The 18,479-nt window shown below is 74.4% G+C and carries 16 protein-coding genes and 1 pseudogene; 9 read left to right on the forward strand and 8 right to left on the reverse strand.

Annotated features, from left to right (window positions below; all coding sequences use genetic code 11):
• Together ACZ6EM_RS28940 and ACZ6EM_RS28945 are read left to right on the forward strand one after the other, a co-directional pair.
• Nucleotides 1–465, forward strand: a pseudogene (locus ACZ6EM_RS28940) (IS5 family transposase); the annotation flags it as partial.
• A 123-nt stretch (nt 466–588) separates the two neighbouring features.
• Nucleotides 589–1,035, forward strand: coding sequence for a phage tail protein (locus tag ACZ6EM_RS28945; protein ID WP_465773583.1), 447 nt, complete (start codon nt 589–591; stop codon nt 1,033–1,035).
• Between the two features lie 3 nt (nt 1,036–1,038).
• Here ACZ6EM_RS28945 and ACZ6EM_RS28950 read toward each other — a convergent pair whose 3' ends face one another.
• Both ACZ6EM_RS28950 and ACZ6EM_RS28955 read right to left on the reverse strand, forming a co-directional pair.
• Nucleotides 1,039–1,347, reverse strand: coding sequence for a hypothetical protein (locus ACZ6EM_RS28950; protein WP_401055902.1), 309 nt, complete (start codon nt 1,345–1,347; stop codon nt 1,039–1,041).
• Between the two features lie 358 nt (nt 1,348–1,705).
• Nucleotides 1,706–2,182 (reverse strand): hypothetical protein, encoded by a 477-nt coding sequence (locus ACZ6EM_RS28955; protein ID WP_465773584.1) that lies wholly within the window; start codon nt 2,180–2,182, stop codon nt 1,706–1,708.
• A 522-nt stretch (nt 2,183–2,704) separates the two neighbouring features.
• On the opposite strand from ACZ6EM_RS28955, the gene ACZ6EM_RS28960 reads away from it, so the two are divergent.
• Entirely contained in the window at nt 2,705–3,052 is a 348-nt protein-coding gene (locus ACZ6EM_RS28960) for a GntR family transcriptional regulator (protein WP_401054991.1), read from the forward strand.
• Nucleotides 3,049–4,062 carry a DUF1648 domain-containing protein gene (locus ACZ6EM_RS28965; protein WP_465773585.1) on the forward strand — a complete coding sequence of 338 codons (1,014 nt, stop codon included), beginning with the start codon at nt 3,049–3,051 and terminating at the stop codon, nt 4,060–4,062. Before ACZ6EM_RS28960 ends, ACZ6EM_RS28965 begins: the two co-directional genes overlap by 4 nt.
• A 105-nt stretch (nt 4,063–4,167) precedes the next feature.
• Here the strand turns inward: ACZ6EM_RS28965 and ACZ6EM_RS28970 are convergent, their stop codons facing one another.
• The gene (locus tag ACZ6EM_RS28970) at nt 4,168–6,966 is read right to left on the reverse strand and encodes a hypothetical protein (protein WP_465773586.1); all 2,799 of its coding nucleotides are present in this window, start codon (nt 6,964–6,966) and stop codon (nt 4,168–4,170) included.
• A 504-nt stretch (nt 6,967–7,470) separates the two neighbouring features.
• Between ACZ6EM_RS28970 and ACZ6EM_RS28975 the strand changes: the two genes are divergently transcribed.
• Both ACZ6EM_RS28975 and ACZ6EM_RS28980 read left to right on the forward strand, forming a co-directional pair.
• Nucleotides 7,471–8,220 carry a hypothetical protein gene (locus ACZ6EM_RS28975; protein WP_465773587.1) on the forward strand — a complete coding sequence of 250 codons (750 nt, stop codon included), beginning with the start codon at nt 7,471–7,473 and terminating at the stop codon, nt 8,218–8,220.
• 169 nt (nt 8,221–8,389) lie between these two features.
• Nucleotides 8,390–9,229 carry an SAM-dependent methyltransferase gene (locus ACZ6EM_RS28980; RefSeq protein ID WP_401053571.1) on the forward strand — a complete coding sequence of 280 codons (840 nt, stop codon included), beginning with the start codon at nt 8,390–8,392 and terminating at the stop codon, nt 9,227–9,229.
• A 111-nt stretch (nt 9,230–9,340) separates the two neighbouring features.
• Here the strand turns inward: ACZ6EM_RS28980 and ACZ6EM_RS28985 are convergent, their stop codons facing one another.
• Entirely contained in the window at nt 9,341–9,982 is a 642-nt protein-coding gene (locus ACZ6EM_RS28985; RefSeq protein WP_401053574.1) for a response regulator, read from the reverse strand.
• Nucleotides 9,983–10,032: 50 nt separating this feature from the next.
• Nucleotides 10,033–11,250, reverse strand: coding sequence for a sensor histidine kinase (locus ACZ6EM_RS28990; protein WP_465773588.1), 1,218 nt, complete (start codon nt 11,248–11,250; stop codon nt 10,033–10,035).
• Between the two features lie 126 nt (nt 11,251–11,376).
• Here ACZ6EM_RS28990 and ACZ6EM_RS28995 point away from each other — a divergent pair, with 126 nt between their 5' ends.
• Both ACZ6EM_RS28995 and ACZ6EM_RS29000 read left to right on the forward strand, forming a co-directional pair.
• Nucleotides 11,377–12,300, forward strand: coding sequence for an ATP-binding cassette domain-containing protein (locus ACZ6EM_RS28995; protein ID WP_401049629.1), 924 nt, complete (start codon nt 11,377–11,379; stop codon nt 12,298–12,300).
• Nucleotides 12,297–13,193, forward strand: a complete 897-nt coding sequence (locus tag ACZ6EM_RS29000; RefSeq protein WP_465773589.1) for an ABC-2 transporter permease — start codon at nt 12,297–12,299, stop codon at nt 13,191–13,193. The genes ACZ6EM_RS28995 and ACZ6EM_RS29000 overlap by 4 nt, the downstream gene beginning before the upstream one ends.
• Nucleotides 13,194–13,281: 88 nt before the next feature.
• On the opposite strand, the gene ACZ6EM_RS29005 is transcribed toward ACZ6EM_RS29000, so the two are convergent.
• Both ACZ6EM_RS29005 and ACZ6EM_RS29010 read right to left on the reverse strand, forming a co-directional pair.
• On the reverse strand, nt 13,282–13,923 hold the full coding sequence (locus tag ACZ6EM_RS29005; RefSeq protein WP_465773590.1) for a maleylpyruvate isomerase N-terminal domain-containing protein: 642 nt from the start codon (nt 13,921–13,923) through the stop codon (nt 13,282–13,284).
• Nucleotides 13,920–15,425 carry an MFS transporter gene (locus ACZ6EM_RS29010; protein WP_465773591.1) on the reverse strand — a complete coding sequence of 502 codons (1,506 nt, stop codon included), beginning with the start codon at nt 15,423–15,425 and terminating at the stop codon, nt 13,920–13,922. The genes ACZ6EM_RS29005 and ACZ6EM_RS29010 overlap by 4 nt, the downstream gene beginning before the upstream one ends.
• A 256-nt stretch (nt 15,426–15,681) precedes the next feature.
• Between ACZ6EM_RS29010 and ACZ6EM_RS29015 the strand changes: the two genes are divergently transcribed.
• Complete coding sequence (locus ACZ6EM_RS29015; RefSeq protein ID WP_465773592.1) at nt 15,682–17,748, forward strand: MDR family MFS transporter; 2,067 nt, start codon at nt 15,682–15,684, stop codon at nt 17,746–17,748.
• 7 nt (nt 17,749–17,755) lie between these two features.
• Here ACZ6EM_RS29015 and ACZ6EM_RS29020 read toward each other — a convergent pair whose 3' ends face one another.
• Complete coding sequence (locus ACZ6EM_RS29020; RefSeq protein ID WP_401052071.1) at nt 17,756–18,325, reverse strand: Uma2 family endonuclease; 570 nt, start codon at nt 18,323–18,325, stop codon at nt 17,756–17,758.
• Nucleotides 18,326–18,479 lie beyond the last annotated feature (154 nt).

Consider the following 18,479-nt stretch of genomic DNA (forward strand, 5'->3'; position numbering starts at 1 on the left):
CAGCAAGATCCACGTTGCCGGTGAGCGGAAGTGCCGCCCGCTGGTGTTCATCCTGACCGAGGGCCAGGCCGCGGACAGCCCGCGGTTCATCCCCGTGCTGGAGAAGGTCCGGGTCCGCGGACCCGTCGGCCGTCCCCGCACCCGGCCCGGCGCGGTCGCCGGGGACAAGGCCTACTCGTCCCGCGGCAACCGTTCCCACCTGCGCAAACGCCGCATCAAGGCGGTCATCCCGGAGAAGAAGGACCAGGTCGCCAACCGGAAGAAGAAGGGCAGCCGGGGCGGCCGGCCCGTCAGCCACGACGCCGAGCTCTCAAGGAGCGGAACACCGTCGAGCGCCTGATCAACAAGCTGAAGGCCTGGCGAGGCATCGCGACCCGGTATGACAAGAGCCCGGAAAGCTACCTCGCCGGCCTTCACCTCCGCGGCGCAATGATCTGGATCAAGGACCTCACCCGAACCCATTGATCACGACCGAATACGCGGCCTAGTTCTTTTCCTTCCCATACACCCGTTTCGAGTTGGCATATCTGCCGTTTTGAGTGCAAGGGGCTGCCCCCAGTCCCCTGGAAGGCACAGAGAGGAACGGCTATGGCACAAACCGGACAGCGGGTTGATCCATTCGCTGCGTTCAATTTCACGCTGGACATCGACGGCCTGGCGGGCTCACATGGCTTCGCCGAGTGCCGCGGAGCCAACACCGAGCAGGACGTGATCGAGTACCGCGAGGGCAACATGGACTTCTCGGTGATCAAGCTCCCAGGGCTGAAGAAGTCCGGTGACATCACGCTCAAGCGCGGCTTCACCACCAACCGCGAGCTGTGGGACTGGCGGCGGGCCGTCCTGGAGGGCACTGTGGTTCGCCGCACCGGCCACATCGTGCTCAACGACGAGGCCGGCAAACCGGCGTTGCGGTGGAAGTTCACCAACGCCTGGCCCAAGCAGTACTCGGCACCATCGCTCAGCGGCACCGCCACCGAGGTTGCCATCGAGGAGTTGGTCTTGGCGGTGGAGAGCTTCGAGCTGGACACTGCGTGACCGTCAGGCGCGCCCTTCCCTGCGGGAATCACGACGACAAGCCCTCCGACCGATAGCTCCAGCGGGGCCGGTGGAGCATAGCGGGGTGGAGGCCGCAGGGGTGGGGCTTGGTGTCCGCTGCCCGATCTCGACTCCGTCGGCGAGCAGCTGCCGCACGGCGGCCTCGGCCTGGTGCTCGTAGGTATGGCGGGAGATGAAGTGTCCGTTCTCCCGGATCTCGTACATGTCCTCCGCGAAGTCGCGGTCGTTGAGGACGACGTCCAGCCGGCGGTCGTGGCCGGCACCGGTGACGGTCCAGCGGCCGGCGGCCACCGCGGACCAGGTGAGGTGGATGTCTGCCCCGGTGCGGGCCCGCTCGGCGCGGACGCGCTCGGCCTGTTCGTCGGCGCGGCGCTGTCGCTTGGCTGCCAGTTCGGCCTGGTGCTGCTGCTCGGCTTCCTCACGACGCCGCAGGAACTCGGCGCGGCTCTGGGCGGCCTGGCGCTCCAGCTCCGCGCGGAGCTGGCGGGCTGCCTCACGGCGGCGGGCGGCTTCCTGGCCACCGGCAGCGGGGGCAGGGCCTGGGGCTCATGGCGGGCGGGCCAGGGCTCGGCGAGGTCGGCGAGGTGGTGCCGCCGGATGGCGAGCATGGCGCGGCCGTCGGTGGTGGCCACCACGTCACCGTGTTCATCTAGGTGCAGGAATCCGGCGGCGATGACCAGCTCCACGACCTTGCGGCGCACGGGGCGGCCCTTGGCACCGATCCGGCCCCGGCGGGGACGAGGCGGTAGCCGGTGCCGTCCCACCAGACCCCGCCCTCGGAGGCGGGCAGGGTGGCCGCCGCGACCAGGTCGTACACACGGGTGGTCCACCCGGACTTCTCACGGGCCTCCCTGGTGCGCTCGCCGGTGATGAACCGGCGGAAGTCGGCTTCGTGGTCGTCGGCGTGAAGCCTGGCGGCGTGGTGGGCGTCGTCGCGGTGAAGGTGGTCGTCGCCGACCTGGGCAGGGCGCCCGGCGTAGCGGTCGCCGCACCACAGGCACCACACCTTCCCCCCGTCGCCACGGTGGCCGCCGGGGCCAACGCCGACCGGGCAGGGGTGGCGCAGGCCCCACTCCAGTGCGGTGCCGCCTCCGGGTATCCAGGGGGCTCGGGAGGGGGTGGTCACTGGGGTCTCCTGGGGGTGGGGTCTGTGGTCACGCAGGGTGGTGGAGTGGGTGGTACGGCGTAAGGGCCATGTCGTTAGTGTCATTTTTTGACACTCTTAAAAAGATCGTCAGCGGCGGGAACCTCGTTCCGGAGAGCCTCGCAGTGGTGGGACCGTCCGGTAACACTGTTGCGCGGTACACAGCCGAACCCATGCGGAAGTCCCGCGCCTGGCAGAGTGAAGGCGACGTCCCCCTCCGTCCAAACCCCACCGGAGGTGACGGTGGTAACGGGTACGTAGTGATCTACTGGTAGAAGATCCCCTGGCACCCCATCCGCCCCGGTACGGACTTCCCCGAGCCCGTACCGGGGCGTTGTGCTGTCGGAACGGCAGGGCCTCGGAGTTCGGCCTGATCGAGGACGAGCGGGGGTAGCCGACGGGCGGAGGTGGCTGCGGGCGGGGAGCACCGCCCCGAGGCCCGTGGCAGTGCCAGTGGCAGTGGCAGTGGCACAAGACAGGGATGGTGCTATCGTCAGTAGCACTATGTTGCTGAAGCTGGACATCGGGGACACCCGACCGCTGCACGAACAGGTCGCCGGCGCGATCAGACGGGCCGTCGCCGAGGGCGAGTGCACCCCCGGGGACAAACTGCCCCCGGCCCGGGAGCTCTCCCGGGCGCTGGGGGTGAACACCAACACCGTCCTGCGCGGGCTGCGGACGCTACGCGACGAGGGGGTGCTGGAGTTCCGCCGGGGCCGCGGCATCACGATCGCGACCGGCGCCGACACCCGATCCGAACTGGTCGACCGCGTACGGCAGTTGGTCGAGGACGCGGCCCGGTTCGGCTACAGCAGGAACGATCTCGTGGACATGATCAGGGGGATGTCGTGACGGACGACGGCACAACGAAGGAAGCGACCGCGGCGGAGCGACCGGCGGCTCGCGGTGCCCTCTGGGCCGCGGCGGCCTGGTCCGTCGGCGTGCTGGCACTGCTGATCGCCCTGCCGCTGGTGGCGCGCCACCGGCTGCCGGACCCGCTGGCCACCCACTGGGGCGGGCGGGAGCCGAACGGCTCGATGTCGCTGACGGCGGCCGCACTGTTCCCGGCCGCGTTCTGGGCGGTCCTGGTGCTCACCTCGGTGGCCGTGCGGCGGTACTGGGCCGACCGGTCGCCCGGGGCGGCGGCGGCCACGCTGGCGGCCGGCGGGGTGCTGCTGACGGGGGCGCAGACCTCGATCGTGCACGCCAACCTCGACCGCGCCCGCTGGCAGGACGCCGCACCGATGGGCGTCGAGGTGGTCCTGATCCTGCTGGCCACCGGCCTCGCCGGGCTGCTGGCCCTGCTGGCCGGCCGCCGCTTCGGCGGCCGGCCCGAGCGGCTCCCGGCGGCCGGGGCGGATCCGCTGGAGATGCCCGCGGGCGAGCGGTTCGTCTGGCTCTCCCGGGCCGCCAACCCGTGGTTGCAGCTGGCCGCCGCGGTGTTCGCGCTGGTGACGGTGGCGGGGGTGCTGGCCGCCGCGAGCGGGGTCGCCGAGCTGGACTGGGCGCTGGTGGTGCCGTTCGCCGTCGTCTCCCTCGCGTGCCTCGCCTGCTCCTCGGTGCGGGCGCGGGTGACCGCCGGCGGCCTGACCGTCGGATTCGGCCCGTTCGGCCGGCCCGTGCGCCACTGGTCCCCCGCCGAGCTCGAATCCGCCCGCGCCGAGCAGCGCACCGCCGCGCAGGCGGGCGGCTGGGGCTACCGGATGAACCGGCTCGGCACCACCGTGATGCTGCGCGGGGGCGTCTGCCTGGTGGTCCGCACCCGTCAGGGCACGGACTTCGCGGTCAGCGTCGACGACGCCGAGCGCGGGGCGGCCCTGCTCAACGCGCTGATCGCGCGCGCCGGGCAGCCGGCCGGCTGAACCGGTTCGGCGGAGGCGAAGGGGCGGTTCGGCCACCACGGCCGGACCGCCCCACCGCTTGCACCGCTCGCACGGCCTGCACCGCTCGCACCGCTTCCGCCGCCGTCAGGACTCCCCCGCGCGCAGTTCGGTGGCGATCTGCCGTCGTCCCGCGACCAGCGTCTCCAGCACCACCCCGAGGCAGGCCACGAGCGCCAGTCCCGCCGTCGGCAGCAGCACCGGCAGCACCGCCGGGCCCAGGCCGTCGCCGGCCTTGGCGCCGATCAGGGTGGAGAGGTCGAAGGCCGGCCCGAGCAGGACGGCCGCCACCGCCGCGACCACCGCACCGCCGACGGCCGCCGCCAGCGTCCGCGGCAGTGCCTCGGCGACGATCAGCGCCAGCCCCTGACGGGGTCGCAGGCCCATGGTGCGCAGCCGGGCGAGCACCGCCGTCCGGTCGGGCGCGGCGCGCAGCAGCGTCAGCAGGACCGCGAGGACGGCGAATCCGGCACTGGCGGGCGCCGCGTACCAGAACAGCCGTCCGGCGGCCTGCTGCAGCGGGTCGTCGGCGAGCTGCGCGGCGTACTCGCGGCTGCCGCCCACCGCGTAGGCGGGCGGCAGCCCGTGGTCGCCCTTGCCGTCCGCCGCGGCGTTCTCCGAGATGAGCCTGGCGAGGCCGGTCGGCTCGACCAGGCCGCGTTCCAGGAGGAGCGACCTGATCCGCCCGGGGTCGAGGCCGTCGCCCACGGCCAGCCACCCGGTCCACCGGCCGAGCTCCGGCAGGCGTTCCACCGCGGGACCGCTGGGCACCACGACGAAGGGCAGGGCCGGCTCCGGCAGCGCCGGGGTCGCGGTGACGATCCCGGCGACGGTGGTACGCAGCTCGCTCGCGGTGGACAGGTGCACCGTCGGTGCGCCGGCGCCCAGCCGCGCGGCCAGGTCGCGGCTGAACAGCGCGGGCACCGGGGTGTCCGGGCCACCGGGGGTGCCGGCGAGCTTCGCCGGGTCGAACTCGCCGGCCCCGAGGGTGCGGGCGATCTCGGCGTACGCGGTCGGCTCGGCGACCACCAGGGTCACCTTGGTGTAGTTGTTCGCGTCGGCGCCGACGAACAGCGCCCGGGGGTCCACCCGGACCGCCGTCGCGCCCCGGGCCTGCGGAAGGTCGCCCGCGGCCTTGAGGAACGGTTCCGGCAGGGTCGCGTAGCCCGGCACGGAGACGGCGACGTCGCCGCCGGTCGCGAGGCGCGCGGCGCTCAGCCTGCCGCGGTCCACCGCGTCGAGCAGGGTGGCGCCGAAGCCGGTCGCGGTGACGGCGATCAGCAGGGCGAGCAGCGGCAGCGCGGAGGGCCGGCGCCGGCCGGAGTGGTCGCGGGAGGCCCGGGAGAGGCCGAGGAAGCCGATCAGGCCGCGGCCCCGGCGGGCCAGGGCGGCCAGTCGGCCGATCACCACAGGCTCGATCCGTGCCAGCAGCAGCCCGCCGGCGACGGCGAGCAGCAGCGGCGCGGCCACCAGCAGCGGATCCGCTCCCCGGCCGGGGTGGCCGACGCCGCGCCGGCGGACCTCGGCCACCGCCACCGCGGTGACGGCCAGCAGCGCGACTTCGCCGATCAGCCGGCGCCACGGCCCGGTCCGCCGGGGGTGCGTCCGGAGCAGGGCGGCACGCACCGGGAAGGCGAGCAGGGCGAACAGGGTGGCGACCAGGCCGGCCGCCACCGCGAAGCCCCACCGGGGGGTGGGCAGCAGCACCAGGGCGAGCACCGCTCCGAGTACCGCGGCGGGCAGGACCGTCACCGCGCTCTCGCCGAGCAGCCGCAGCAGCACCCCGCCGCGCGAGCAGCCACGGGCCCGGAGCAGCCGCAGTTCGGCGGCGCGCCGGTCGGTGCCGAGCGCGGCGGCCAGGCAGAGCACCACGGCGGCGACGCCCGCGACGCCGGCCGGGCCGACCGCGCCCAGCGCCATCGCGGCCCGGTAGCGCTCGGCCGCCCAGGTGAGGACCACGGGCAGCGTCGAGACGACCCGCAGGTCGGCGCGCCCGGTCGCGGTGACCAGGGCGTCGGCCTCCGGCCCGGCCAGGAGGGGCGCGACGGCGGCGCGGGTCCGTTCCAGACGGTCGGCGCGCAGCGGGGCGGGGTCGACGGAAACCCGCCAGAAGTTCTGGACGGACGGGCTCCAGGTGGTCAGCGCGCCCACGCTGCCGTCGTCGACGAAGCCGGTGACCTCCTGCCAGTTGCCGTGCTCCGGGTCGAGCCCCAGGCAGGGGCGGTTCGGGCAGCCGATGCCGACCCAGAACGGGTCCGACGGGTCGTTCTGCCGGTAGATGCCGGTCACCACGGTGGTCCGTCGGCGGTCGGGGCCGCTGCTGCCGTTGTCGAGGACGTCTCCGACCTTGATGCCGATCGCCTCGGCGGCCGCCCGGCTCACCACCGTCGGCACCGGGGCGCCGGCCGCGGCGGGGCCGGGCCAGCTGCCCTCGGTCAGGGTGACCCGGTCGGCGAGGCCCTGCAGCCGGATCAGCAGGATCCTGGGCGGGATGTCCTGGCTCACCCGGTGGTAGCCCGGGTTGTACACGGGGTTGGTCTCGGTCCTGGTGCCGTGCGCCAGGCGTTCCGGTGCCAGCGCCACCGTCGCGCCGACGCGCGCGACGATGTCCCGGTCGACGGCGTCGAGGGCGGCGGCGGTGTCCGTCGGGCGGGCCTTGGAGGCGAAGTGCAGGCTGGTCGCGTGGATGCCCTTCTGGCGCACGAAGTCCCGCAGCGCCGCGTCAGCGTTCCGGTCCGTGACGCGGGGGACGGCCACGGTCAGCAGGACGGTGACGAAGGCGAGGGCGGCCGTCAGCAGGGCCGCCGAGGGGCTGGCGCGCAGCCGGGTGCGGACCCAGCGGGCCGGACGGAGGGCGGTCCCGGCGGGGTCGGCCCTGGTGGTCACGGTTCCTCCACGAGGCGCAGCGGGACGGCGGCCGCCGATCGGCCGGGGTGGACACGGCGCACGGCGGCGCACGGGTCACCGGTGCACGGGGCTCCGGCGACCGGACAGCGGACAGCGGACAGCGGACAGCGGACAGCGGACAGCGGACAGCGGACAGCGGACGATGCTGTCAGATCCGATCGCCGATCGGAAGGGAACAGCACGAATCAATTCCCGCTCGGTCGGTGACGATTGGGCTGGTGGCAGCCGCCTGCCCGGCCCTCCGGGGGGGGAGTTGAACCGGTGGAGCCGTCACGGCCGTGGTGGATGGTGACCCGAGGTTCTCCGGACGGTCATTGAGGGCGTAAACCGCTCACATCAGTGGTGCTTCGAACGCCGATGCGGGTACACAAGGTGACGGTCGCTCAGGTGTGTGGCGGCGCCCGTCCGACGCCGCCCCACCCCGTCCCCCGCGACCGGAGGAACAGCGGGCCGAGGAGCCCGTGGAAAGGCAAGGAGGCGTCCGTGACGCACGACTCGCGCACGCAGAACTCCCCCGGTGTCCGGCGGAGCATCCAGGACGTTCGAACCATCGCGATCCTTCGCCTCGGCGTCGGCCTGATCGGCGTCCTGCTGCCGCCGGCCCTGCCGTTCGGCAACTGGCTGGCCGCCGAGGTGACGGGGCGCGGCACCGACGACTTCTGGCCGGGCTCGATGAGCGCCGCCTACTACACCGACACCCGGAACCTCCTCGTCGGCGGACTGTGCGCCCTCGGGGTGTTCCTGATCTGCTACCGCTTCGACCGCCGGGACGACCGCTGGAGCACGGCCGCCGGGTTCTTCGCGGTCGGGGTCGCGCTGTGCCCGACGGCCCCGGCGGGCGCCTCCGGCGTCCAGCGCACCGTCGGAGTGTTCCACCTGGTCTTCGCCGGCCTGCTGTTCGTCATGCTGGCGATGTTCTGCCTCCACTCCTTCCGCAATCCCCGCTCCACCCAGCCGGCCCGGGTGAGCACGGCCTACCTGGTGGCCGGGGTGGTGATCCCGGTCGCCCTGGCGCTCTCCGTCCTGGCCGGGGTGACGGGCCTCGGCTCGGGCTGGTCGGTGCGGCCGCTGTACCTGTGCGAGTGGCTGGCGACGTGGGCCTTCGGCATCGCGTGGATCGGCGCCGCGCTCGAACTGGCGGCGCACGGCCGGGGCGACGCCGGGTCCGCCGCCGTCCCCCGTCAGCCGGGCGCCGCCGCGCTCGACCCGAGGCACCCGGAGGCGCGGGCCTGAGGCACCTGGAGGCACGGGCCCGAAGCACCCGGAGGCGCGGGGCCTGAGGCACCCGGAGGTGCGGGCCTGAGGGCCCGTCATTCCGCCGCACCGGTCGACCGTTACCATGCGCACCATGGGCCGCCACCTCGGCGGTCGCTGACGGACGCCCAGCAACGGGAGAACGAGCATGGCGAACGAGATCCGGGCGGAGCACGGTCCGCACGAGGATTACCCATCGGTGGACCTGCGGATGGACGTTCCGCACTCCGCCCGGGTCTACGACTACCTCATCGGCGGCAAGACCAACTTCGAGGCGGACCGGGTCGCGGCGCACGCCTCGGTGCAGGCCTGGCCGTCGCTGCCGATCTCGATGCGCACCACCCGCGACTTCATGCAGCGCTCGGTGCGCCGACTCGCCGAGCAGTACGGCGTGCGGCAGTTCCTCGACATCGGCACCGGCATCCCGACCTCGCCGAACCTGCACGAGGTCGCCCAGGCGATCACCCCCGAGGCCCGGGTCGGGTACGTGGACAACGACCCGATCGTGCTGACCCACGCGCGGGCCCTGATGGACAGCACGCCCGAGGGCCGCACCTGTTACGTGGACGCCGACTTCCGCGACCCGGAGTCGATCATCAACAACCCCCGGCTGCGCGAGGTGCTCGACTTCTCGCAGCCGGTGGCGCTGTCGCTGATCGCGATCGTCCACTTCGTGCTGGACGAGGACGACCCGCAGGGCATCGTGCGCCGCTTCATGGACGCCCTGGCCCCCGGCAGCTTCCTCGCCCTGACGGTCTTCACGGGTGACACCGACCCGGTGGGCGTGGGTGGTGTCGGCCGCGAGTACAACGCGCGCGGCATCCCGCTCCAGATCCGCGACAAGGCCGAGGCCGAGGCGTTCTTCGAGGGCTACGAGCTGCTCGACCCGGGCGTCACGCTGGTGCACAACTGGCGGCCGGACGCCGACGCCCCGCCCGTCCGCGACCGGGACATCGCGATGTACGCGGGCGTGGCGGTCAAGCGCTGAGTTCCGGCTCCTCGTGATCGAGTGCCGAATCGTTTCTGCGATGGGCCCGGCCGACCGGCCGGGCCCGTTCAAGCAGGCCCGTGAAAAGCACGCCCGTTCCAGCAGGCCCGTTCAAGCGGACACGGAGACCAGGCCCGCCTCGTAGGCCAGGATGACCAGCTGCACCCGGTCCCGGGCGTCGAGCTTGGCCAGCAGCCGTGTCATGTAGGTCTTGACGGTCGCGATGCTGAGCACCAGTTCGGCGGCGATCTCGGTGTTGGACAGACCCCGGCCGACCAGGGTGAGGATCTCCCGCTCGCGCCCGGTGATCGCCGCCAGCCGCCGCTCGGCCGCCACCGCGGCGGCGGCGGCAGGGGCGTGCCCACCGCCCCCGGGCCACTGCGGGCGGCCGGCGATGAACGCCCCGATCAGCCGCCGGGTGACGCCCGGCGCGATCAGCGCGTCCCCGGCGGCGACCACCCGCACCGCGCCGAGGATGTCGTCCAGCGCCATGTCCTTGACCAGGAAGCCGGACGCCCCCGCGTGCAGCGCCGCGTACACGTGCTCGTCCTCGTCGAAGGTGGTGAGCACCACCACCCGGGTCGGCCCGCCGTCGGCGGTCACCAGCCGGGTGGCCTCGATGCCGTCCATGCCGGGCATCCGGATGTCCATCACCACGACGTCCGGCCGCAGTTCGGCGGCCAGCCGGACGGCCTCCGCCCCGGTGCCCGCCTCGCCCACCACCTCGACGTCGTCCGTCTCCGCGATCACCATCTCCAGCGCGGCACGCACCAACGGCTGGTCGTCCGCCAGCACCACCCGGATCACGCGCCCGCCCCCTCGACCGGGACCGGCCCGGAGACCGGTACCGGCACCGGCAGCCGGGCGGCCACCCGGAAGCCGCCGCCGGGCAGCGGCCCGGCCTCGAACTCCCCGCGCAGCAGGACGGCCCGCTCCCGCAGCCCGGCCAGCCCGAACCCGGCCCCGGGCGCCCGGCCCCGGCCCCGCCCCCGGTCGGTGACCTCGACGGACAGCTCCCCCGCCGTGCGGTGGTCCACCGCCACCACGCAGGCGTCCACGTCCGCGTGCCGCACCACGTTGGTGACCGATTCCTGGACGATCCGGAAGGCCGCCAGGTCGACCTCCGGCGGCAGCGGCCCCGGCTCGCCGTGCCGCCGGACCTCCACCCGCACCCCCGCCGCCGTGGTAGCCCCGGCCAGCCGGTCGAGGTCGGCCAGGCCCTGCGACAGCGTCGCCGAGGCCTCGCCGTCGGCCCGCCGCAGCACGACCAGCATCCGGCGCAGCGCGGCCAGGGTCTCCCGCCCGGCGGCCTCGATCTCGCCCAGCGCCTGCGCGGCCCGCTCCGGCCGACGGTCGATCACCCGGCGGGCCGCCCCGGCCTGGAGGGCGACGATGCCGAGGCTGTGCGCGACGGTGTCGTGCATCTCGCGGGCGATCCGCAGCCGTTCGGCGGTGACCGCCTCGTCGGCCGCCCGGGCGCTGAGCGCCTCGGCGTGCTCCCGGTTCTGCCGCACCGAGCGGCCGACCAGCCAGGCGACCAGCGCGAGCAGCGCGGCGCCGTCGGCCGAGCCGATGTGGGTGCCGGTGAAGATGCCCACCGTGCTGCCGCGCACCAGGCCGATGTGCAGCACCAGGAAGACCATGACCAGCGCGAACGCCGCCCGGGAGCTGCGCCGGGGCCGGTCGGCGGTGATCAGGCAGAGCGCGGTGTCCACGGCGAGCAGCGCACCGGGCGGCACCTGGGCGCCGCCGGCCCAGCCGTCGGTCTCGGTGAACGCGGCGACCAGCAGCAGGGCGACCGAGAGCACCGGCAGCCGCCGCACCAGCGCCGCGCCCGCGAAGGCCAGCACCGTGTCGGCCAGGGTGAACGCCCAGCCGCCGTGCGCGGCGGCGCCGGGGTGCTGCGCGGCGGCGCCGCCGAGCCGTACGGCGGGGTAGCCGGCGGCCGCGCACCAGGCGAGACCGACCCAGACCTCGGGCGGGACGCGCCGGAACAGCGGCGGGGAGGGGGTCGTGGACATGGTTCAAGATCGTAGCGACGGGCGCCGCCCGCCGTCATCCAGCCCTGGTTGTACGACCGCGGGTGACCTGCGGTGTCGACGCCGGTCCGATGCGCCCGACCGGTTCCCCCGGGCACCGTGGACCCCATGATCGAAGTTACCGAACTGACGAAGCGCTACGGCCGCGGCCGGCACGTCCGCACCGCCGTCGACCGCCTCTCCTTCACCGTCCGGCCGGGCCTGGTCACCGGCTTCCTCGGCCCCAACGGCGCGGGGAAGTCCACCACCCTGCGACTGGTCCTCGGCCTGGGCGACCCCACCTCCGGCACCGCCACCGTCGACGGCCGCCCGTTCCGCGGCAGGCCGCGCGGCCTGCGGCACGCCGGTGCGCTGCTCGACGCGGGCGACGCGCACGGCGGGCGCACCGGCCGGGCCCACCTGCGGGCGCTGGCCCGCGCCAACGCGATCCCGGCCGCGCGGGTCGAGCAGGTGCTGGAGGAGGTCGGGCTCGCCGCGGCGGCCGGGCGGCGGATCGGCGGCTACTCGCTGGGGATGCGCCAGCGCCTGGGCATCGCCGGGGCGCTGCTCGGCGACCCGCCGGTGCTGCTGTTCGACGAGCCGCTGAACGGGCTGGACCCGGAGGGCGTGCTCTGGGTGCGCGGACTGTTCCGGCGGCTCGCGGACGAGGGCCGCACGGTCTTCGTCTCCAGCCACATGATGGCCGAGATGGAGCACACCGCCGACCACCTGGTGGTGATCGGACGCGGGCGGCTGCTCGCCGATGAGAGCCTCACCGGGTTCGCCGCCCGGGCCGGCCGGGCCGCCGTCACCGTCCGGTCCGCCGAACCCGACCGGCTGGCGGCCGTGTTGACGGCGGCGGGCGCGGCCGTGCGGCCCGGCCCGGACGGCACCCTCGCAGTGAGCGGCCTGGACGCCACCCGGATCGGCGAACTCGCCCTGGAACAGCGCCTGTTGCTGCACGCCCTGACCACCCGGGGCGCCTCCCTGGAGGAGGCGTTCATGGACCTGACCGCCGACAGCGTCGAATACCTCGCCGGAGAGCCCCGATGAACACCCTGCCCACCCGCACCGCCACCGAGCCCACCGGCGCCGCCACCGAGCCCGCCCGCGCCGCCGCCCTGCCCACCCGCACCGCCACCGAGCCGCGCGCCCGCTTCGGCGACCTGCTGGCCGCCGAGTGGATCAAGTTCTGGTCACTGCGCTCGATCCCCTGGGTGCTCGGCCTCGGCGCCCTGGCGAGCATCGCCGCCAACCTCAAGTCCGCGGTGTACACCCGCGACCACTGGACGCCGGGCGAAGGCGATCCGGCGGTCATGGCGCAGACCGCGCTGAACGACGCCTTCAACCTCGTCTCCGCCGACATCCTGATGCTGGTCGCGGGCGGCCTCGGCGCGATCGTCATCGCGGGCGAGTACGCGACCGGGCTGATCCGCACCACCCTGGCGGCCGTGCCCGACCGCCGGGCGGTGATCCTCGCCAAGGCCTGTGTGCTGGCCGCCGTGCTGTTCGGCTACGGGGTGCTCACCGTCGGCGTCTCCTTCGGCGGGAGCCAGGCGATCCTGGCCGGGACCGGCATCGGACAGTCCGTCACCGACCCGGCCGCGCTGCGGTACGTCGCGGCGGCGGTGCTGTTCGGCCCGGTCTGCGCCCTGGTCGGGCTCGGCCTCGGCACCCTGATCCGGCACAGCGCGGGCGCCGTGGTGGGCACCGTCGTGGTGCTGTTCTTCCTCCCCTCGCTGGTCACCGAGCGCTACCGCTGGAGCGCCGACCTGCTGCACGCCCTGCCGATGCCCGCCTGGCAGCGGCTGGCCCGGACCACGCTGGCGGGAATGCGCCCGTCCGAGTACCCGGCCACCGTCACGGGCGCCTGGGTCACCTTCGCGGTGTGGTCGCTGGCCTCGGTGGCGGTCGCCGCGGCCGCGGTCCGCCGCCGGGACCACTGACCGCCGGGAGAGCGCCCGCAGCGGAAGGCCCGCAGGGGACGGGCCCGCAGCGGAGAGCCCCGCACCGGAAGGCCCCGAGCGGGGGCGCTCAGAACGCCGCGATGCTCCCCGGCGCCCGCTCGGCCCGGCTGAGCGCCCGCAGCACCGCCGCCCGGCCGTGCCGCCGGGCGGCCAGCCGGGTCAGCAGGACGACGACGGACTCGAAGGCCTCCGGCGGCAGTTCGGGGCCCGGCACTCCGACGCTGACCGCCAGGTCGTCGCCGTGGACGGCCAGTTCCATCGTCCGGGTGGCCAGCAGGTCGTCCAGGGTGAGCGACCACGGGCCCCAGAACGGCAGCCGGACCGGCCGGGTGCCGTCCGCCGCCGCGAGCGTGCCCGCGAGCTCCGGCAGCACGGCGGCCAGCCGGCGGTGCAGCGCGGCCGCACCGTCGGCCGCGAAGGCCTCGCTGCCCTCCCGGATCCGCACGTTGGCGTCCGCGTCGAGCGCGGCGCCGACCCAGGCCGAGCGGGCGTAGTGCTCCAGCAGGCCGACCACCGGCTCGGCCGGCACGGCGGCGGCCAGCAGCTCCGGCAGGCAGAGGACCTGGTAGGCCAGGTGCCCGGCCAGTCCGCCGACGCTCCACCGCGCCAGCGCGCTCGGCCGCTGCCAGGCCCGGGCCACCTCCGGGCGGCGCAGGAGTTCCTCGGCCGTACCGGCGGCGGCCAGGAAGTCCCTCCGGGCGCCCGTCACGGCCCGTTCCCCACTCGCGGCCCGGCGGCCCGGAAGCCGCCCCGGCCCGAGGCCATGTCGGCGACCGCCACCAGCAGCGCCGTCAGCACCAGCCCGGCCGCGACCGTCACGCCCAGCTGGAAGGCCAGCGCCCAGTCCGGGCGGGGGCCGGCCGCGTGGGCGAAGAACACCGAGCCGACGACGGCGATGCCCACCGCCGAGCCGACCCGCTGCGCGGTCTGCATCACCCCGCCCGCGCTGCCCGCCCGGGCCACCGGCACCTGCTGGAGGGTCAGCGTCTGGTTCGGGGCGATCACCAGCCCACTGCCCACCCCGGCGACCAGCAGCGGCAGCGCCGTCGTCCAGCCCACCCGGGGCCCCGACCACAGCTGCACCGCCAGCGCCGAGGCCAGCAGCCCGGCCAGCACCAGCACCAGTCCGGCCACCACCAGCCGCCGCCCCAGCCGGCTCACCAGGCGCCCGCCCACCGCCGCGGACACCCCCGAGCCGACCGCGAACGGCGTGATCGCCAGGCCCGCCGTCAGCGCCGAGTAGTGCAGGCCCGCCTGGAGGTAGAGCGTGAAGATGAAGAAGATCGCGGTGAACCCGGCGAAGTACACCAGCGACAGCAGCGTGCCCGCCGCGTACGGCCGCACCGCGAACAGCGCCATGCTCACCAGCGGTTCGCGCCGCCGCCCGTAGTGCAGTTCCCAGCCGACGAAGGCCGCGAGCAGCACCGCCGCCAGCGGCAGCAGCAGCCAGCGGGCCGAGCCGTGCCACTGCTGCGCCTGGACGAACGGCAGCAGCAGCGCGACCGTCCCGGCGCCGAGCAGCAGCACGCCGACCGGGTCGAAGTCCCGGTGCCCGGCCCGCTGGTCGGCGGGCGGGGGCGCCGGGAGCAGCCGGCGGGCGATCGGCAGCACGGCGACGCCGATCGGCAGGTTGACCAGGAACACCCAGCGCCAGCCGTCCTGCGGGCCGACCAGGTGGATCAGCAGCCCGCCGAGCAGCGGCCCCACCGCGGTGGACAGCCCGATGGTGGCACCGAGCGCGCCGAAGGCCCGGCCGCGCTCGGCGCCCTGGAACAGCACCTGGATGAAGCCGGACACCTGCGGCACCAGCACCCCGCCGGCCGCGCCCTGGAACAGCCGGGCCAGCACCAGCCACTCCTGGCTCTGCGCCGCCCCGGCGAGCGCGCTGGCCACGGTGAACAGTGCCAGCCCGGCGAGGAAGACGGCTCGTCGGCTGCGCGCGTCGCCGAGCCGCCCGGCGGGCACCAGCACCAGGCCGAAGGCCAGCGCGTAGCCGCTGAGCACCCACTGCAGGCCGCTGTCGGACATGTGCAGCCCGGCCCGTACCGTCGGCAGGGCGACGTTGACGATGCTGACGTCCAGCAGGGTCATGAAGCCGGCGACCAGGCAGACGGCGAGCGCCCGCCAGCGCCGGGTGGCGGCCCGGACGCCCACGGCGGTGGCGCCGGGCCGGGGCGGGTGCACGCTGCTGCGCGGGGGGTCGGCGTTCATGGGAGCCTCTTCCCGGGGCCGGGGCGTCCGGGTCGGTGGATGATCGCCGGTCGGCTTCGTTCGGCCCGTCGTCGGTCGGCCTCGGTCGGCCTCGGTCGGCTTCGTTCGGCCCATCGTCGCCCGGGCCTCCCGGGGCCGCCACCCGGGCCACCGCTCGGGCCGGCACTCGGGGCGCCGCCCGGGCCGCCGCCGCCCGTCCTCACCCGAACGGCCGAACCGGATCGCGACCGCCGCCCGCACCCCGGAGGCTGACGGCATGACCGTCGCCACCGAGACCCCGCCCTCCGCCCCTCCGGTGCTGGACGTCCGGCAGCGGAACGTCGTCTTCGCCACCATCGTGCTCGGCATGCTGCTGGCCGCCCTCGACCAGACCATCGTCGGCACCGCCCTGCCCACCATCGTCGCGGACCTCGGCGGGGCCGCGCACATGTCCTGGGTGGTGACGTCCTACCTGCTGGCCGAGACGGTGGCCACCGTGCTGGCCGGCAAGTTCGGCGACCTGTACGGGCGCAAGCTGCTGTTCCAGGTCTCGGCGATCGTCTTCGTCGGCGGCTCGTTCCTGTGCGGCCTGGCCACCGACATGACCCTGCTGATCGCCTGGCGCGCCGTGCAGGGCTTCGGCGCGGGCGGCCTGATGGTCACCTCCATGGCGCTGATCGCGGACGTCATCCCGCTGCGCGAGCGCGGCAAGTACCAGGGCGCGATCGGTGCGGTGTTCGGCGTGGCCACGGTGATCGGGCCGCTGCTGGGCGGGCTGTTCACCGACCACCTGTCCTGGCGCTGGGCGTTCTACGTCAACGTGCCGATCGCGGTCGTGGTGGTCGCCCTGGCCGCCCGGACCATCCCCTCGGTCCGCTCGGCGACCCGCCCGGTCGTCGACTACCTGGGCATCGTGCTGGTCGCGGTCGGCGCCGGCGCGCTGATCCTGGCGACCAGTTGGGGCGGCAACCAGTACGCCTGGAGCTCCGGGGTGATCATCGGCCTGTTCGTCGGCGGCGCGCTGGCGCTCGGCCTGTTCTGCTGGGTGGAGACCCGGGCCGTCGAACCGATGCTGCCGATGCGGCTGTTCCGCAACCCGGTGTTCACGGTCTGCTCGGTGCTCAGCTTCATCGTCGGCTTCGCCATGCTCGGCGCGCTGACCTTCCTGCCGACCTTCCTCCAGTACGTGGACGGCGACTCGGCGACCGTCTCCGGCGTGCGGACGCTGCCGATGGTGATCGGTCTGCTGATCGCCTCGATCGCCAGCGGCAACGCGGTCAGCAAGACCGGGAAGTACCGGGTGTTCCCGATCGTCGGCACGGCGGTGATGGCGCTCGGCCTCTACCTGCTGTCCCGGCTGGAGCCCGACACCGGCTCCGCACTGGCCTCGCTCTACATGTTCGTGCTCGGCGTCGGCATCGGGCTGAGCATGCAGGTGCTCACCATCGCCGTGCAGAACACCGTCGACTACGCCGACCTCGGCACGGCCACCTCCGGGGTGACCTTCTTCCGCACCATCGGCAGCTCCTTCGGCACCGCGGTGTTCGGCACCATCTACGCCAACAGCCTGCAGACCGAACTCGCCGACGGGATCGCCACCGCCGCCCGGCTGACCGGCGCCGACCCGGCCGTGCTCAGCCAGGCCGCGCAGAGCCCGCAGGGCCTGCACCAGCTGCCCGCCGACCAGGCCGCGCCGATCGTCCAGGCCTACTCCGACGCCCTGCACACCGTGTACCTGTGGACCATCCCGGTGGCCGTGGCCGGCTTCGTGGTGGCACTCTTCCTCAAACAGGTGCAGCTGCGCGACACCGCCCGGGCGGGCTCCACCGACATGGGCGAGGCCTTCGCCCAGCCGACCACCGCCGACTCCGACCCGCACCTGGAGTACTCGGTCTGCCGGATCGTGCGCGGGGTGGACCTCGACGCCGTCCGGACGATCGTCGCCGGCGCCGGCGCCCGGGTGGACCTGGCCGGGGCCTGGGCGCTGATGGAGGTGGCCGGCCACACCAGGGCCGTCGGCCACGCCTCGCTCGACCTCATCGCCGCCCGCAAGCGGGTGCCGCCCGAGGTCCTGGAGCCGGTCTTCGACCGGATGGCCGCCGAGGGCTACCTCCTGCGCGAGGGCGACGCCCTCTCCCCCACCGAGGCCGGCACCCACGAGGTCCGCACCCTCGCCCACGCCTGGTCCGGCTGGCTCAACGCCCGCCTCGACGCCGACGCCGGCCGCCCCCGCAGCCCCCAACTGCGCGCCGCCGCCGACGCCATCGCCTGGCGCCTCCTGGTCGAGGACGTCGCCAACGGCCTCCCCGCCCACGCCCGCCCCAAGGACGACGCCAGGGTCTGACGAACGGCTACAGGCGGGTGGTGTCGAGGTCGAGGTCGAAGGGCGCCGGAAGGCGCACGGGCGCGCCGAACGGGTACGGGCCGCTCTCCGCGGCGTAACCGAGCCGGGTCGGCTCGCTGTACAGGGTGCAGCTGCGGTTCTGGCGGTCGACCAGGAGGTAGAGCGGAGCGCCGTACTGGCCGTAACGACGGCGCTTGACGACGCGGTCGGTCTCCGCGTTGGACGGTGAACTGACCTCGACGATCAGGAAGGTCTGGTCGGGCAGCAGTGCGCCTTCGGTCTTCAGGGCGAGTTCGGCCGGCACGACGGCCAGGTCCGGGATGTACCAGTTCTCGCTGCCCGGCAGGTCGAGGTTGCCGGACCCGGACACCAGGTCGAGCTGGTCCATGCGGGGGCCGAGCTGGCGGCGGACGATCTCGGCGGCGGACTCGTGCGCCCATGACGGCGACATGGGGGTGATGACTCCCTCGATGATCTCGGTGCGGTCGCCCGCGATGTGCCGGATCGCGTACTTCAGTGCCCGCTCGGGGTCGCTGACGGTGCTGTAGTCACCGGGGACCTGGGGTGCCGTACTCACAACGCGTCTCCTTCCGTCGTGCGATTCTCCCCCGGATCATGCGGCCGCCCCGCTCGTCGACCGGCATTGGACGCGCACTGACCGTTCGCGCTCGCAACAGGACCGGTTCGCAGAGCATTCTGCCTCCCCGCCCGGGAGCGGGCGGGGAGGCACG

This window comes from Kitasatospora sp. NPDC041917, assembly GCF_055589745.1.